13 protein-coding genes are annotated in these 16,031 nt (G+C 68.5%); 5 read left to right on the top strand and 8 right to left on the bottom strand.

Annotated elements, in window-relative coordinates; all coding sequences use genetic code 11:
• Positions 1-79: 79 nt before the first annotated feature.
• Entirely contained in the window at positions 80-502 is a 423-nt protein-coding gene (locus tag ABWO17_RS13685) for a 2-thiouracil desulfurase family protein (protein WP_353119444.1), read from the top strand.
• A gap of 1,368 nt (positions 503-1,870) precedes the next feature.
• Entirely contained in the window at positions 1,871-2,029 is a 159-nt protein-coding gene (locus ABWO17_RS13690; RefSeq protein WP_007525600.1) for a hypothetical protein, read from the top strand.
• A gap of 139 nt (positions 2,030-2,168) precedes the next feature.
• Here ABWO17_RS13690 and ABWO17_RS13695 read toward each other — a convergent pair whose 3' ends face one another.
• The 3 genes from ABWO17_RS13695 to ABWO17_RS13705 form a co-directional block, all read right to left on the bottom strand.
• Positions 2,169-2,972, bottom strand: coding sequence for a DsbA family protein (locus ABWO17_RS13695; RefSeq protein WP_353119447.1), 804 nt, complete (start codon positions 2,970-2,972; stop codon positions 2,169-2,171).
• 421 nt (positions 2,973-3,393) lie between these two features.
• The gene (locus ABWO17_RS13700) at positions 3,394-3,720 is read right to left on the bottom strand and encodes an AzlD domain-containing protein (protein ID WP_353119449.1); all 327 of its coding nucleotides are present in this window, start codon (positions 3,718-3,720) and stop codon (positions 3,394-3,396) included.
• 24 nt (positions 3,721-3,744) lie between these two features.
• A complete protein-coding gene (locus ABWO17_RS13705; protein WP_353119451.1) occupies positions 3,745-4,698 on the bottom strand; it encodes an AzlC family ABC transporter permease in 954 nt (317 codons plus the stop codon).
• A 161-nt stretch (positions 4,699-4,859) separates the two neighbouring features.
• On the opposite strand from ABWO17_RS13705, the gene ABWO17_RS13710 reads away from it, so the two are divergent.
• The 3 genes from ABWO17_RS13710 to ABWO17_RS13720 all read left to right on the top strand — a co-directional run bounded on the left by ABWO17_RS13710 (position 4,860) and on the right by ABWO17_RS13720 (position 9,391).
• The gene (locus ABWO17_RS13710) at positions 4,860-6,440 is read left to right on the top strand and encodes an aminotransferase-like domain-containing protein (RefSeq protein WP_353119453.1); all 1,581 of its coding nucleotides are present in this window, start codon (positions 4,860-4,862) and stop codon (positions 6,438-6,440) included.
• Positions 6,441-7,096: 656 nt separating this feature from the next.
• Positions 7,097-8,602: a VgrG-related protein gene (locus ABWO17_RS13715; protein ID WP_353119455.1), complete on the top strand. Its 1,506-nt coding sequence runs from the start codon at positions 7,097-7,099 to the stop codon at positions 8,600-8,602.
• 432 nt (positions 8,603-9,034) lie between these two features.
• Entirely contained in the window at positions 9,035-9,391 is a 357-nt protein-coding gene (locus tag ABWO17_RS13720) for a hypothetical protein (RefSeq protein WP_353119457.1), read from the top strand.
• A 192-nt stretch (positions 9,392-9,583) separates the two neighbouring features.
• Here the strand turns inward: ABWO17_RS13720 and ABWO17_RS13725 are convergent, their stop codons facing one another.
• From ABWO17_RS13725 to ABWO17_RS13745, 5 genes are all read right to left on the bottom strand, one after another.
• Positions 9,584-10,003 (bottom strand): hypothetical protein, encoded by a 420-nt coding sequence (locus ABWO17_RS13725; RefSeq protein ID WP_035067756.1) that lies wholly within the window; start codon positions 10,001-10,003, stop codon positions 9,584-9,586.
• Between the two features lie 453 nt (positions 10,004-10,456).
• Positions 10,457-12,685: a hydantoinase/oxoprolinase N-terminal domain-containing protein gene (locus ABWO17_RS13730; protein ID WP_353119459.1), complete on the bottom strand. Its 2,229-nt coding sequence runs from the start codon at positions 12,683-12,685 to the stop codon at positions 10,457-10,459.
• A 114-nt stretch (positions 12,686-12,799) separates the two neighbouring features.
• Positions 12,800-13,165 (bottom strand): tRNA-binding protein, encoded by a 366-nt coding sequence (locus ABWO17_RS13735; RefSeq protein WP_353119461.1) that lies wholly within the window; start codon positions 13,163-13,165, stop codon positions 12,800-12,802.
• A 290-nt stretch (positions 13,166-13,455) separates the two neighbouring features.
• Positions 13,456-14,319, bottom strand: coding sequence for a methyltransferase domain-containing protein (locus ABWO17_RS13740; protein WP_353119463.1), 864 nt, complete (start codon positions 14,317-14,319; stop codon positions 13,456-13,458).
• Positions 14,320-14,774: 455 nt separating this feature from the next.
• Positions 14,775-15,968 carry an anaerobic nitric oxide reductase flavorubredoxin gene (locus tag ABWO17_RS13745; RefSeq protein WP_353119465.1) on the bottom strand — a complete coding sequence of 398 codons (1,194 nt, stop codon included), beginning with the start codon at positions 15,966-15,968 and terminating at the stop codon, positions 14,775-14,777.
• Between the last annotated feature and the right edge of the window lie 63 nt (positions 15,969-16,031).

Consider the following 16,031-nt stretch of genomic DNA (forward strand, 5'->3'; position numbering starts at 1 on the left):
TGCCGCGTCCGTCCCTGTCGCACCCATCCCCGTCGCGCTGGCGCGCGGGGCAAAGCGGCCGCCGGAAACGGAGGCATCCATGATTTACGTGGTCAGCGCCTGTCTGGCGGGCGTGGCCTGCCGCTTCGACGCAGAGGCCAACCCCCGCGAAGGGGTCATCGAACTGGTGCGGCAGGGGCTGGCCCTGCCGGTCTGTCCGGAGCAGTTGGGCGGATTGCCCACGCCGCGCCCGCCGTGCGAACTGCGCGAAGGGCGGGTGCTGTGCCGCGAGGCCGACGGTACCCTGTCCGACGCCACTGACGCCTTTGCCAAAGGGGCCGAGGAAGGCGTGCGTCTGGCCCTGCTGGCGGGCTGTACCGAGGCCATCCTGAAGGCGCGTTCGCCCTCGTGCGGGTGCGGGCGCATCTACGACGGCACCTTTTCCCGGACGCTGGTGGCTGGCGATGGCCTGTTCGCCGCCGCCCTGCGCAAGGCGGGCATCACGGTGCGTTGCGACGAATAGCCGAAAGCGCGGCACCAGCGGCGGGCGTGTTGCCTGGCGGGTGTGCCCCGTATGCGTCGTATGCGCCGGGCGACGGAATTTTCGGAGCCGGAAAGGGAGCATGTTCCCTTTCCGGCTCCGTTCGCGTTGGTGGGGAATCGGAAAGAAGCCCGAAGGGGGATGGGCGTGCCCCAGTTGTGCCTTCAGTGGCATGCCCCGTTGTGTGCCCTGCTGTGTGTCCTGCTGTAGCCTGACGGGGGCCAATGCCGGGGTGCCCAGCCGGGTGTTTGCGGTACAGCGGAAGCTGGGCAGGGCGGTGTGTCGGCATGCGCAAGGAGGGAGAGGGGAGGATGCATTTTGCACACGTGCAGGCAATTTGTGCAAAGGCAATGTGCATGGGGTTGCACAATAAAAGTCTGCACTTTTTCTTAAGAAACAGTAACATGCTGAAAAAACAAAATTTCAATGTTTGGCACGGCCTGTGCTAATTCCCTGTCAGCGCATGACAACGCTGCCCTTCGAAGAGTGCAAGCCCTAGCTGATCCCCCTGCTCTGACCGCCGCGACCCGCCGGTCGCGGCGGTCCCCCCTCCCCTCCGGCGCAACGGAGGAAGACGGGACGGAGCAGGAAAGGGACAAGGCGCCCGAAGGCAACCCCACGTGCGGCCCGGCACGTTCCGGGCGGCAGGGGAACTCCGCGAGACCTTCGCGGATACGGTGGACGTGTGGCGTCCCGTTCCCCACCGCTCCTGGCCCCTCTCCGGTTCCCCCTTGCGGAGAAGGGCACGGGCAATGAATTCGCGGCAACGGCCGCCGGGCCAAGGCGACGGCCCGGACGACCGAAGCGATACGGGAGCACCGGCTGCCCGCCGCAATGCACCCGCACTGTGCAGGACCGACCTCCTCCTGTCCGCACGGTATCTCCAGCCGGGGGCTTGGAGCCCCCGGAAGCGACCAGCGGTCGCCACGGCGACCGACGACATAGTGCCCAAAGCACACGAGACAGCGACCAGCCCATACTCCTCCTTCGTTGATGCAGTGACCGCAGGGGCGGCGGGACAGCCCACCCGCCGCCCCCCCCTTGGACCCCCTGATCCCCTGGTTCCCCTTGGTTTTCTGGACATCCGACCCCCTTGCAGGACCCCGGCCCCCGTGGCCGGGGTCTTGTTTCTGGCAGGGCGGACACGGGGGACCACGCGGCGGAGGGGCGGCGGAGGGGCGGCGGCGGGCAACCCGCTGCGCCCCGTGCCCTCACGCCTCCTGCGGCCCGCGCCCCTGCCCCGGTCACGTTGACACCGCTCGCCCCACGCGACTACCATCACACGGGATTCCGGGGCGTCCTCACGCGGCCGGAGTTCCCCCCGCAATCCCCACAGCCACAAGGACAGGCATGGACAGCTACATCGTTCGCGGCATCCTCATCGGCGGTTCCCTCGGCGTGTTCGCGGCGCTGCTGGGCCTTAGCGACAGCATTCCCCGCGCCTTCGGCGTGGGCATGATCGGCGGGTTTCTGGCGGGCATCACCCTGGAACGCCGCCGCCGGAAGTAGCCCGCGCCCTGCCGTTTCCTTCCGTTTTTCCGTACCGCCATTTCCGCGTCGTGCGCCGCATGGTGCGCCGCGCCAATGCAAACGGGCCGCCCCGGCAATGCCGGAGCGGCCCGTGTCGCGTCGTGCGCGGTGCGGCCAGCTACTTTTTGGTCTTGGCCGCCGCCTCCAGCGCCATGTCCACGGCGTCGGAGAAAAGGTCCAGCGGCAGCGAGCCGCGAATGACCAGGTCGTTGACCAGGAAATACGGGGTGCCCTGCACGTTCAGCGCGCGGGCCTCGGCCATGTCCTCTTCAATGGAATCCTTGACCTTCTTGCCCTTGATGTCCTGGGCCAGGCGCTTCATGTCCAGCCCGGCCTCGGCGGCGGCCTTCTTGAGGAAGGATTCGCCCTCGGCCACCAGCTTTTCGCGGTCGCGGAACACGGTTTCGTAAAAGGCCCAGGCCTTCTTGCCGTCCTGCATGCCAGCGGCCACGTGGTACTCGGCGGCCAGCCGCGCGTTGTCGTGGCTGTCCAGCGGCATGTGCTTGAAGACGTAGCGCACCTTGTCCTTGTAGTTGGCCAGCAAGAGTTCCATGGTGCCGGCGGCCTGCTGGCAGTAAGGGCAGGTGAAGTCGGAGTAGGCAATGATGGTCACCGGCGCGTTGGTCGGGCCACGCATGGGGCGGCCTTCCAGGTTGGCCTTCTTGGGCTGGGTCTGGTCCACCTGCCACTGGGAAATGAGCGCCTTCTTGCGGCGCACGTTGGACCCCTGCTGGGCGATTTCCAGCACGGTTTCGCTGTTGTCGCGCAGCACCTGCATGATCAGCTCGGGATTTTCCTTCAGCAGGTCGCGCAGGGCGGCCTTCAGCTCTTCGTTGGAGGCGGCCTGCGCGGGCGCGGGAATGGCCGAAGTGGCGGCAAGGGTGAGCGCCAGCAGCAGGGCAATGAACAGGGTACGGAGCATGCGTCTTCTCCCGGAATGGGGCGGATGTGGGCGGGGCAGGCGCGGCCGGAGGGGCATGTCCGGAACTGGCGGGAGGCCGGGCGGACAGGTCGGAGGCGGCGCGCGACGATACTCGCCCCTTCTACACGCCCGCGATTGCGGGGGCAAGTTCGCGGGTACTTGCCGACGAAGCACGGACAACGCCGGATACTGCGCGCGGACGACGCACGGACAACGCCGGGGCGGGGCGAATGGAACGGGATGGCGCGCTGTGGGGCGGCGAAGCGCGGATCCGGATGGCGGCGGCGCGGCGAGGAGGGTGCCGCACCGCCGCGTGTCCGGTCCGTCCACGCAGGGAGAAGGGAGAAAGGCTACACAGAGCCTGTCGACGGCCACGAGCCGGTACATTGACGGGGGTGGCCGTTGCCGCCATCGGCCCGAATCAGGCCATGCCGAAAAACCGTGCACACGCCACGGCCGCCATGCCCACGGCAATGGTGCCGAAGAAGCTGCCCGTGCGCCACGCCACCAGCGTGGCGGGCACGGCGGCCAGCAGGTACAGGTTGTCGGCGGCCATGTGCAGCGCGCCCTGTTTCATGATCAGGTCCGGGGCCAGCAGGGCGGCCAGCACCGCGGGCGGCACGAAGGACAGCCAGCGGGTGATGACGGGGTTCAGTTCGCGCTGCGACAGTAGTTGCAGGGGCACGGCGCGGGGTATGTAGGTGACGGCAAGCATGCCGCACAGCATCAGGAAGAAGGTGGTGGTCATGTCCGGTCTCCTCGTGGCGCGCGGCTACAGGGTGGGGGCGCGGCCCGCCCCGTTCGGTTGCGCCAGATCAGGCAGACCGGCCAGATCATCCGGCCCGTTCAGGCCGTTCAGGCCGTCCGGTCCATCCGCGTCATTGGTGTTGTCGGCGGCGTGCTGCGCGGCACCAGCCCGTGCGGGCAGCAGGGTGCACAGGGTGGCCGAGCACACCGTGGCGATGATCACGTTCCACTGTCCGGCCCCGGCCAGCGCCAGCAGCACGGACAGCACACCGGCCAGCACGGCGGCCAGCGCAAAGCGCCGGGCCTTGCGACAGTAGGGCAGCATCAGGGCGATGAACATGGCGGGCAGGGCGTAGTCCAGCCCCAGCGGGCGCACGTCGGCCACCAGTTCGCTGCCGAACACGCCGATGATGGTGCCGATGACCCACGCAGACTGCGCGGTCATGTTCAGGGCCAGGGTTTCGGCGCGGGGCGGCTCGGGCCGCGCATCGCCGGGGGCGGAGGGCAGGCGGCTGACGTGCAGGGCAAAGGTTTCGTCCGTCAACTGGAAGGCGAACAGCGCTTGCAGCGCACGCGGCCAGCGGCGCAGGGCCGGGGCCAGCGCGGCGGACATCAGCAGGTGGCGCAGGTTGACCACGAAGGTGGTCAGCACCACCGTGGCCGGGGATGCCCCGCCCGCCAGCAGGCTGACCGAAATGAGCTGGGCGGACCCGGCGAAGACCATCAGCGACATGCACACCGCGCCGGATGCGGGCATGCCGGTCTTGCGGGCCAGCACCCCGAAGGCAAAGGCCACCGGCACGTAGCCGAGCACGATGGGCAGGGCCTGGCGCATGCCGGACAGCACGGCGGCCAGACGGGACGCGGATGCGCCAGCCGTGCGGCGAGACTGGCCGTACGGGTGGGCCTCGGGCAGGCCGGGCGCGGATTGGCGCGACGGGGACGAATGGCCCTTGTCGGGCGATGAAACGGTAGCCATGGTGCAACCTCCGGGTTGCACATGACCATGAAATCTGTCACCTGAACAGATACAGTCAAACAGAAAAACAGGCATAACAGATGGCGTGAGTGCTGGGTTTGACCGGAACAGCCCCGCCCGCCTCGCGCATCCACCCTTCCCCGCCCTTGCAAGGAGGCCCCATGCCCGCCCGCCCCTTTGCCGCTCCGGCCCCCGGTGTCGATGCGGACGTCGATCAGCCCGTCGGCACCGCAGACGATTTTGCCGAACCCCGCGCCGCCGCATCCCGCGTCACCGCCGCTTCCGCCCCTTCGCAGGGGGGCACGCCCGCCGCCGACACCGCCGCCTTCCACTACCACCGGGTGGAGCGCCACGTGGCGGACATGATCCAGTCCGGCAGGTTCCGCCCCGGCGACCGGCTGCCCTCGCTGCGCGGGCTGGCCACCTCCATGGGGTTGTCCATCGCCACCGTGGGGCACGCCTATCTGGAACTGGAGCGCAAGGGCATCATCGAGGCGCGGCCCCGCTCCGGGTATTTCGTGCGCCGGGGCATGCGCGGGCTGCCCGTGCCGCAGGCCCGCCCGGCCCCACCCACCGGCCCGCGCGAGGTGAACCGCGCCCGGCTCATTTCCACCGTGCTCGAAGCCGTGGGCAACCGCGACCTGGTGCCCTTCGGGGTGCTCTGCCCGGACGAAACGCTGCTGCCGGGCCGGGCGCTGGGGCGCATCCTGTCCGAGGTGATGCGCTCGCGCGCGGGCGAGGCCGCCGCCTACGCAACCATTTCCGGTGATCTGGAATTGCGCCGCCAGATTGCCTGGCGGCATCGCGAGTGCGGCGTGGGCGTGGGGCCGGACGACATCCTGGTCACCAACGGCGCGGTGGAGGCGCTGTACATTGCCCTGCGCTGCCTGACCCGGCCCGGCGACATCGTGATGATCCAGTCGCCCACCTACTACTGTTTCCTGCAACTCATCGAATCGCTGGGGCTGCGGGCCATCGAGGTGCCCAGCACGCCGGAGGCGGGGGTGGACCCGCGCGACGTGCGGCACATCCTGAATCGGCACCAGGTGGCGGCGTGCGCCTTTTCGCCCAACTTCAACAATCCGGACGGCAGCCTGACCCCCGACGACGCCAAGCGCGAAATCCTGGACATGCTGGCCGAGCGGGGCATCCATCTCATAGAAGACGACGTGTCCACGGACCTGCACTACGGCCCTTCGCGCCCGTCCACCTTTCTGCAATGGGACGTGCACGGTCTGGTTACGCTGTGTTCGTCGTTCTCCAAGACCGTGGCGCCGGGCTTTCGCATGGGCTGGATGGTCACCGGGCGCATTGGCGAGCGCGCGCGGGAGATAAAGGCCACCACCAACGTCTGCGGGGCCACCCTGACCCAGTTCGCCATGGCCGAATACCTGCGGCAGGGGCTGTTCGAGCGGCAGCTGCGCCGCTTGCGCACGGCCTTTTCGCGCCAGATGCAGGCCATGCGCATGCACCTGGCCGACTGCTTTCCGCCCGGCACCGGGGTGACCCGGCCCGAGGGCGGCGGCGTGCTGTGGGTGGAACTGCCGCCCGGCACCGACGGTGTGGAACTGTTCTTTCGCGCGCGGCAGGCGGGCATATCCGTTGCGCCGGGGGCCGTGTTCAGCACGCAGGAAAAGTTCGCCAACTACCTGCGCCTTGGCTGCAACGGCCTGTGGAACGAGCGCATGGCCGAAGGGCTGCGCACCTTGGGGCGGCTGGCCGGGGAGTGTCGGACCGGGTAGGGGGCGGGCCAGGGCCGGGCGTGACCGGACTGGACCGGACTGGACCGGACTGGACCGGACTGGACCGGACTGGACCGGGCAGGCTGGGCAGGGCTGGGGCAGGCAGCTACCGCAAAGGATATGACAGGCATGACACGGGCCGGAGGAGTGATCCTCCGGCCCGTTGCTTTGTTATTGCGAGTGGGGCCGGGGGCTGATGGGGGGCAGGGCGGCGCAAAGAGCGGAATCGGCGTCCGGGCGACATGGTCGTGCTCCCGGAGGTTCTCCGGTTTTTTGCGTCATGGCGGGGCACCCTTGGGACCGCTCCGCAACCCCCTTCCGATCCCCCTGTGGCCGGAGGTGCCCGCAAGGCATGGGATACGCTGGCTCCGCGCCATCGGGGCGTGCATTTCCTCTGGTGGCGGGGCGCTGCAACCCGCCCCGCCGCTTTGCCTGCGCCATATCGGCATGCCGCATGGCGTCCGAAGCTTCACACCCATCTATACATGGAGGCGCGTATGGCCTAGGGGCAGTTTCTAAATTGTCCTTTCGCCCGTTGGCTTCGTCAAACGTCACCTGCCATGTCGGTCAAATACAATAAGAGTATACTCCCTCATGGCAGGCTCGTTTTCCTTGCCAACGGACGAAAATCCTAATTTGGAAACAGCCCCTAAGGCTTGTTCACGTCCGGACTGAAGAACGCCGACGACCCTCGCCGCCGCAAGCTGGCGGGTTCGCTGGAAGGCGTTGTGGGCCGCGCCCGTTCGGCGCGCACCATGCAGGATTGGTATGGAGAACTGGTGCAGGGCATCCGCACCATCGACGCCTTTGGCCACGACGGGCAGGGCATGTTGCCCGACGACGAGGACAAGGACTGGCGGCAGCGCTTCCAGCGCACCATGTTCGACGACACCGGCGTTCACGAACTGCAAGATTATGCCGGGTTCCGGCAGCCCCGCGACCGGGGGTACGACGTGTTGCAGGAAGAACGCATGCGCGACATTTTCGAACGCAGGAACGTCACGCGCCCCGAACGACAGCCCTCGCAGGGTGCCGAGAGGAAGGACCTCCCCACCCCTCTTTCCGAGGAGGTCGGAGTGTGGAGGGGGCTGGCCCCTGCCGCAGGCAAGGCCGAGTTGGTGGAATTTTCGGATGCCGCCGGAAGCGGCTCCGTCCCCGAACGTAACAACGCGCCGGGCACGCGCTGGTGGGAACGCGCCATGGAGGCGGCCTTTCCGCAGGACGTGCATCCCTGGCAGCGGCGTTCGCCTTCTGTCGGGCAGGAGCGTTCGCCCCGCGTTGACGCAATGTTGCGGCAATGGCCCGGCGCACCGGATGCGACGAGCGACGACGATCTGGCGCTGCGCGACGGCACGGCTCCGGCGCGGGAAACGCAGGACGACCCCTTTGCAGGCACTCTGCTGGCCGCCAACCGCAATGGCAGCGTTTGGCAGAACGGCAGCGCCACGGATGCGGGGGGCGGCGCAGCAAGCACCGCAACGGGCGGCAAGATCACACCGGGTCGCCGTACGCCGCCTCTGGGCGATTTTGCCGATCCCAAACGCAACATCCTTCGGCAGGACAAGATACTGGACTACTACCGCAAGCCCGGCGACATCACCGCCTTGCACGAAACCACGGCCAAGGGGTTGGAAACCGTATCAAAATCAGGGTCGTGCGGGCCGTACCAGTTGACCGGGGATACGTTGAAGGATTTCATGAAAAGCCGTGAAGCGGCGAACCTGCCGGAAGAATACCGAGCACTGAAGGACGACCCTAAGGCGATTGCCGCCGCATGGCCGGAAATGGCTCGCAAGCACCCTGACGCGTTGGCCAACGCCAACGAGGCATATATCCAGAGGACGCATTACCAGCCGACACTGGACGCCTTTGAAAGGGTTGGCCTTGATACGGGGTCGGAAGCCATTAAAAGCGCGGCGTTTTCCATGGGGGTGCATACAGGAGGTGGGGGATTTGCAAAGCACTTCGAAAAGTTGATGCCAAGCAAGGGAGAGTTGGAGAAGATGGATGTCAAAGGTCAACTGGATGCTCTTTCAAATGCTGTGCATCAACGATTTGGCGAGGAAAGCGAAATTGGAAGACGCGTTTCTTCAGAGTACGTTAATTTAAAGAACTTGCATGACGCACTGGTTTCTCAGGGAGAGCCAAATGGCGAGAAATAAGTGGCCGTTAATCATTTTAATGTTGGTCTTTGTTGCTTGGGCAATGCCTGGCACGGCGCACGCGGAAGCGGTCGAAGGCATTGTGGGGGCCTCTTATTCCGCACCAGTCAGGGAGACGTTGCGTACCGCGACGAGGGTGATCCGTTCCCTGCAAGGATACACGAGGTGTGCGCGTTCGGTGACTTGTGCCGGATAACCGGAACAGTGGGACCCACGTTGCGCATCGGCCCCGCGTTCATGCGCATCGAAGGCGTACGGCGGTTGTCCGCAGCGCCCCGCGTGCCCTTCGACGTCACGGGCAGGGTACGCAAGACGAGCAAGGGATACTGGACCGTTTGGGCATCGGGGGGCACTCCGGCACTTTATTTCATGGGGACGTCGCAGGCTGCCCGGCGGATTGCGGCGACATGCGCCGACGGGGATATCTGCCGGGTGCGCGGCTTGGGGACCTCGGACGAGGAAGACAGGCGCAGGGTCATGCCCGCCGTGGTGCAGGGCGTTGAGCTGGTTCGGCGCGCACGGCTGTTGACCGTGGAGATTGTCGGCACAAGGGGGTGCGGCAGCCTGCCCGTATGCTATGTGATGGGTGATGGGGACGAATACCTGGAAGGGCTTGAGAATTTCTGGGGTACGCCCGTGGACAGGAAAGCCCCCACATGCGAGCGGAACCGGGTTATTGCTCTGGTACACGATACCGACCCGGAGCAGGCCGTTGACCTGCTGGCCGTGGGCTGCGCCCGTCCGTACCCGGATGACATTCCGGCGGCGGTGGAGGGTGGGCCGCAGTGAGTCGGGTGTGCTAGGGGCGGGTGGACGGACGCGGGAAAGGATGCCGCCGGGCAACCGGCACAGGTCGCGTGCGGCTGGGGGAGGGACTGAAAACAGAGGGCAAAACCACGCAACCGGGCCGAAGGAGTGATCCTTCGGCCCGTGGTGTTTGCAGGAGATGGGGTGACGTGGACGCGCAGGCCGGGGCGCGGGCTACCGCGCCAGCGGGTCGGTGTCGCTTTCCGGCGCGAAGAAGAAGGCAGTGTCGAAGGGGCCGAAGCTGCCGGTGTCGGCCATGATGGTGAAGAATTCCACCCTTCCGTAGCGGCGCAGGCGTTCTTCGGTCACGCCGTTGCGGGCGTAGTAGTCCGCGCGGGGCTGCGGATTGCGGGTTTCCGTCAGGTCGTACACGGCCTCGTCGGTTTCGCCCCAGGCGTGCAGCACCCATTTGCCGTGCAGGTGCAGCCAGGCGTGCACCACGCGGCAGTCCTCGCATTCGCTGGCAACTTCCAGCGCGGCGTCGAAGCAGGACGGGCGGTGCGCCCCGGCGGCGCACTGGCAGTCGTGGTCATGGTCGTGGCCGCAGCCGCAGGCGTCGGCTTTGGGGGGCTGGAAAGGATCGTGGCTGTGCATGGGGTATCCTTGCGTGCCGCGTGGCGGCGGTGGTGCGTGACGATGATTGCGCGCGGCCAGCGGGGGAGCAGCCCAGCGTTGCTGGGGCGCGCGGTGGCGCGGATGTCTGCAACGCCCGAACCCGCCCCCGCCCAAACTCGCCGCGCCCGGCCCCAGTCGGGTCCGGCCCGGTGACGGTGCGCTGAAAGGGGGGCGCGCGTCAAGATGGGGGCCTGCGCATGACGCACGAACCGGGGGGATGGGGCGGCGACGCGCGCGGCAGGGACGTCTGTTGCCGTTCGTTGCGGCCCGTTGCTCCCGGCATTGACGCTCCCATTGCCGTCGGATTCGGGGCACGCCTTTTTCGGTGCCCCGTGGGGGTCCGCTCGGATTTCGTGTTTCTTGTCGGCGTGCGTGCCCCCGTCACCCTGTCATCCTGCCACTCGTGGCGTTCGTGCCTCTGGGGCCGCCGCGTCACTCCCCTGCGGCAGTCCCTTCGCCCAGCGCCAGCAGGGCCGCGCCCAAGGCGTTGCCCACGTCGTAGCGGGCCGGAAAGGTCACTGATGTGCCCAGCGCCTGGGCCACGGCGGGCAGCAAATGGCGCGACGCCGCGCCAATGCCCACCATGGGCACCCCCAGCGACACGTTGATCCGCAGCAACGCATGGCGGTGCCGCTGGGCCAGATAGGCCGCGAAGTTGCCGCCCACCTCGCGCCGGGCCACGTGCTGGACCACGGCATCCTCGATACGCTGGCTGGCGGCGGCCAGCACGGCGCGGGCCGCGTCCTGTGGGGTATTGGGCGGGGTGCCGGAGAAGCCGGATGTGATGTCGTCGGATGCTGCGCTACCCGGTACGGTATCGAAAGGCTCGCCGGCAGCGGCTTGCGATGCGGCGGCATTCCCCGCTCCCCTCTCGGCGCTTCCCTGCGCGCCTTCGTCCCCCGCTACCGGCGGCAGCAGTGCGGCCAGTGCCCGCGCCCCGGCCAGCGCAGCGGCGGTGTTGCCCGCTCCGGGCGGCAGGCCGCCCATATCGGACAATCCGGAAAGGTCCAGCAGGCCCAGCACGTGCAGGGCATCGGTGGGGGTGAACCCGGCCACCTGCACGGCACGCTGGCGCACCAGCCTGTCGATGGCCCGCTCCAGCGTACTTTCCGGCAGGCGCAGCGCGCGCAGCAGGTCGCCCGCCGGGGTGGGCCCGTGGGCGTTCAGGTGGTCCAGCACCGCGCGTTCGGCGGCGTCACCGGACGGGGCGGTCAACGGTGTGGTCGATGCAGCGGCCTGTTCGGTCCCCAGTTCGCCCCCCAGTTCGGCCCCCTGTCCGGCGCTTCCCGCCGTTGCATCGCCTGCGCCCTCACGGCGCACGGGACAGATGCACCGCGCCCGGCCCCCGGCGCGCAGCCACTGTGCCGGGTCGGGCAGGGGACCGGCCATGCACAGGGGCACTACCCGCAGCGGCCCCACGGACAGCGTGCCGTCCGCCTCGGGCCGTACCAGGCTGTCGCCGCCCACGCCCACGGTGAACATTTCCACGGCTTCCACGTGGGTTTCCCAGTCGCCCACCACCATGCCGTCGGCCTGGATGACCGGGCGGCCCCGGCGCAGCAGGGTGACGTCGGTGGTGGTGCCGCCCACGTCCACGATGAGGGCGTCCGGCGGTGGCGGGGTATCGGCGCCCGTTGCTGTGGACGGCGACGCTTCCGGCGCTGTGTCCGCAGCCGTGGCGTGCGCTGCCATATCGCCCGCATGCCCGGCGTCTCCATCTCCGTCCGGCAGCCTACCGGCATCCGCATTCCCATTCGGCAGCCTGCCCGCTGCATGCGCCGCGCCGTACCCGGCCATGGCGGCGGGGCCGCTGGCCACGGTGGCCGATGCGTTGCGCAGGGCCGCGTCCATGGGCATGGCCGTGGCGTCGCCGCGCACCACCACCACCGGGGCGGCAATGCCCAGCCCCGCGAGCGCGGTGCGCACGCCATCCAGAAAGCGGCGCATCACCGGCAGCAGCCGCGCGTTGAGCACCGCCGTGGCCGCGCGCTCCTTCATGCCCGCGCGCGAACTGGCCAGGTGCGAGCAGAACACCGGCTTGGGGTCAACCATGCCGATGGCCCGTTCCGCCACCAGTTCGTGGGCTGGATTCACGAAGCTCATCATGCCGCACACGGCGTAGGCGTCCACCCGGTTCTGCATCAGGCGGATGGCGTCCACCAGCCGGTGCAGCGCCAGCGGCTCCTCTTCCGACCCGTCCAGTTTGTGTCCGCCGGGGATGGCGTCCATGGAGGCGCAGGGCACGGTGATGCGCCCGGCGTAGCCGATGATGAACAGCCCAACCTCTGCCCCCTGCCCTTCCACCACGGCGTTGGTGGCCAGCGTGGTGGACACGGAGACCAGGTCCACGGCGCTGGCGGGCAGGCCGGACGCGGCCAGCGCGGCGGCCATGGCCCCGGCCATGCCCCGGCCAAGGTCGTGGTGGGTGGTGGGCCGCTTGGCCGATGCCACTACCCGGCGGGTGGCGGCGTCCACCAGGACGGCGTCGGTGCAGGTGCCGCCAGTGTCCACGCCCATGACGTAGCGCACGGGACGAGTCGGCTGGCCGGACTGGTCGGGCCGGTCGGTGTGGTCGGGGAAGAATGATTGGTCGGCCCCGGCGGCGTGGTCAGGCTGATCGGCTGCGCTGCTGGCGGCGGGAGTTTTGGCGTGACTGGTCATGGAAAAACCTTGGAATGCATGAGGATGATGTCGAAAATCCGTTGGTCTGGAAGGCAGTTTGTTCAACAGCGTCAACGGGTGAAAAGAGAAATCGGATGCCCGGTCAGGCGCGCCTCAGGCCAGTTTCAGGCCATTGTCCACGGGCCGCTCCGGCACGGCCAGCACCACGCTGCCGTCCGCCTGCGCAAAGCCGGTGACCAGGAATTCCGAGCGAAACGGCCCGATCTGCCGGGGCGGAAAGTTCACCACGCCGATGATCTGGCGGCCCAGCAGGTCGTCCGCCCCATACAGGTGGGTGATGCGCGCGCTGGACTTCAGCACGCCGATGCCCGGCCCGAAGTCGGCCCATACCTTCCACGCGGGGCTGCGGGCCTCGGGAAACGGTTCCACCTGCACGATGGTGCCGGTGCGCAGTTCCACCTTTTCGAAGTCGTCCCAGGTGATGGCGGGCAGGCCGGAAGCGGCGGCGGGGGTGGTCATGTGCGGTTCTCCCATCATGCGTGGTGGTGCGTGGTGATGCGTCGCGTGTCCGGCATGCTGGCGGCATGCGGGCCAACTGTTGCCCGTGTGCGGCTGCGCGTGCCGACGGTGTGCTGCCCGTGTGCCGACCAGACGCGCGGGTCGGATCATTCCGCCCGGGTGGCGGCGAACAGCATCCCTTCGGTGACGGACGAGCTGCGGTAGCCGGTGCGTCCCAGGCAGGCCGCATCGTGAAATCCCGCCTCGCGGAGCATGGCCAGGAACTCCGTTCCCGGTACGGCGCCGCCTTGTCAGCGGAACCAGTTGGACATCACGTCCGCCCCCTGCGGGGCAGGGCCGTCCAGCATCTGGTCGGCCAGGCGCAGGCGGCCACCGGGCCGCAGCACCCTGTGGATTTCGCGCAATGCGGCGGGCTTGTCCACTATCAGGCTGAACACCCCGTTGGAAATGACCACGTCGAAACTGCCGGGGGCAAAGGGCAGGCACTCCGCGCCGGTTTCCACCAAGCGAATCCGGGCGGACGGGCGGTCTGGCCCGAACAGGTCTGGTCCGGACAGGTAAGGGACGCGCTCCATCGGGGGCGCGGCTGCGTCCGTGGCGGCATCCATGGCAGCCAGATTGGCGCGGGCGCGGTCCAGCATGTGCGGGCTGGCATCCGCCCCGGTCACCGCGCCGCATGGCCCGGCCAGCAGGGCGGCGCACAGGGTGTCCACCCCCGCGCCGCAGCCCACGTCCAGCACGGCATCGCCGGGGCGCACCGGGCAGGCGGCCAATTCCGGCGGCAGGCAGCGGTCGCGGGGGGCGGCGGGGCTGTCGCCGATCTCGTCACCAAAGCGTACCGGGGCATCCAGTTCCGCGTCCGGCATGTCGCAAAAGATGTCTCCGGGCACGCCGCTGCCGGAAGAGGATGGATATCCGGCAGGGGGCGGTGGCGGCAGCAGGCATGCCGGTGGCCACACGCAGGCGTCCACCGTGGCGAAGGGGTTGCCCACCCCGCAGAAATGGGCGCGCACGGCGGCGGGCAGGCGACCGGTAAGCGCTGCGTCATAGCCAAGGCCAGCCAGCCCGGCGTCGCCCACCGGGTAGCGGAACTTGCCTTCCGGCCCCTGGGCCACGGCGATGAAGCGGTCGCGCACGGCACGGGCCACAAGCACCCGTTCCGCCGGGTTCAGCGCGGCAGGGGCGTGCCCGCCGGGTGCGCACCCGGACGCGGACAGGAAGGCGGAAGCGGATGCGGATGCGGCGGGGAATGACGCGGCGGCCCCGCCCGGGGCCTGCGGCGGCGCTCAGGCCCCGGTGGCGCAGGATTCGCCCGTGAAGGGCGGCGTGCGGCGGTGCATGGGTTCCTCGTGGTGGAGGTTGCGATGGGGGCGCGGGCCGGTTTGCCCTGCTTACCCGATGTGCCCGCTGTGCGCGGTGCGTCCGGTGTGGGGTGGGCCGCGTGGTATGCGCCCTGCCTGCCGCCGTCATAGGGGCGGCGCGGTGTGCCGTCAACGGGAGCGGGATGGCGGCGAGTGCGGCTGGTCAGATGCGCCGGTGCGCGTGGCACGAAAACGGGGCGCGGGTATCCCCGCGCCCCGTGGCGTTTGCATTCTGCCGTGGCGTCCGGCTATTCCCCGGCGGCCTCGGCCAACTGACGGCCCAGGGCGCGGCAGCGTTCCAGCCCTTCGTCGTCGGGGTTCCAGGCCTCGCGGGTCGGGTCGCCCACCTGCGAAAAGCCGCACTTGGCCAGCCGCTCGGCCAGCACCTTGGGCGATTCGCCGCTCCAGCCGTACGAGCCGAAGGCCGCGGCCTTCTTGCCCCGGAACTTCAGCCCCTCCACTTCTTCCAGCAGGCCCGCGACGGAGGTCAGCACGCCCCGGTTCACCGTGGGCGAACCCACGGCCAGCACCTTGGACCGGAAGATCTGGGTAATGATGTCGTTCTTGTCCACCAGCCCGGAGTTGAACAGCTTCACCGTCAGCGTGGGGTCGGCCTGCACGGCCCCGGCGGCAATGGCCTCGGCCATGCGCCGGGTGGAATGCCACATGGTGTCGTAGACCACGGTAAGCTGGTGTTCTGCGTAGTTGGCAGCCCACTGCTGGTAGCGCTGCACGATCTGCAGCGGGTCCTTGCGCCAGATCACCCCGTGGCTGGGGCAGATCATGTCCACGGCAAGGCCAAGGGCCAGCACTTCGTCGATCTTTTTGGTCACCAGCGGGCTGAACGGGGTAAGGATGTTGGCGTAGTACTTGATGGCTTCCGCCCACAGTTCGCACTCGTCCACCAGATCCGCGAACATCAGTTCCGAGGCGTAGTGCTGGCCGAAGGCGTCGTTGCTGAACAGCACGTTTTCGCCGGTCAGGTAGCACATCATGGAATCGGGCCAGTGGAGCATGGGCATTTCCACGAACACCAGTTCGCAGTTGCCCAGCGGCAGCCTGTCGCCGGTGCGCATCACCCGGAAGTCCCAGTCCGCGTGGTACTGGCCCTTCAGCGACTTGATCCCGTTGGCAGAGCAGTACACCGGTGTTTTGGGGATGTGGCGCATCAGTTCCGGCAGGGCGCCGCTGTGGTCCGGCTCGCCGTGGTTGGCCACCACGTAGTCGATGGATGAAAGGTCCACCACCTTCGCCAGGTTGTCCACGAACTCGCGGGCATACGGCCCCCACACCGTTTCGATGAGCGCGGTGCGGCCACCGGGGTCGCGCACCAGGTAGGCGTTGTAGCTGGACCCCTTGTGGGTGGAATATTCCTGCCCGTGAAAGGTGCGCAGTTCCCAGTCGATCTTGCCCACCCAGTGGACGCGGTTGGTCAGTTGCATGGCCTGCCCTCCGTGCGGCGCGCGTGCGCACCCTTCCGGTCGCGCCGCGTGGCCGAAAGGGTG

Source organism: Nitratidesulfovibrio sp., assembly GCF_040373385.1.
Lineage (GTDB): Bacteria > Desulfobacterota > Desulfovibrionia > Desulfovibrionales > Desulfovibrionaceae > Cupidesulfovibrio.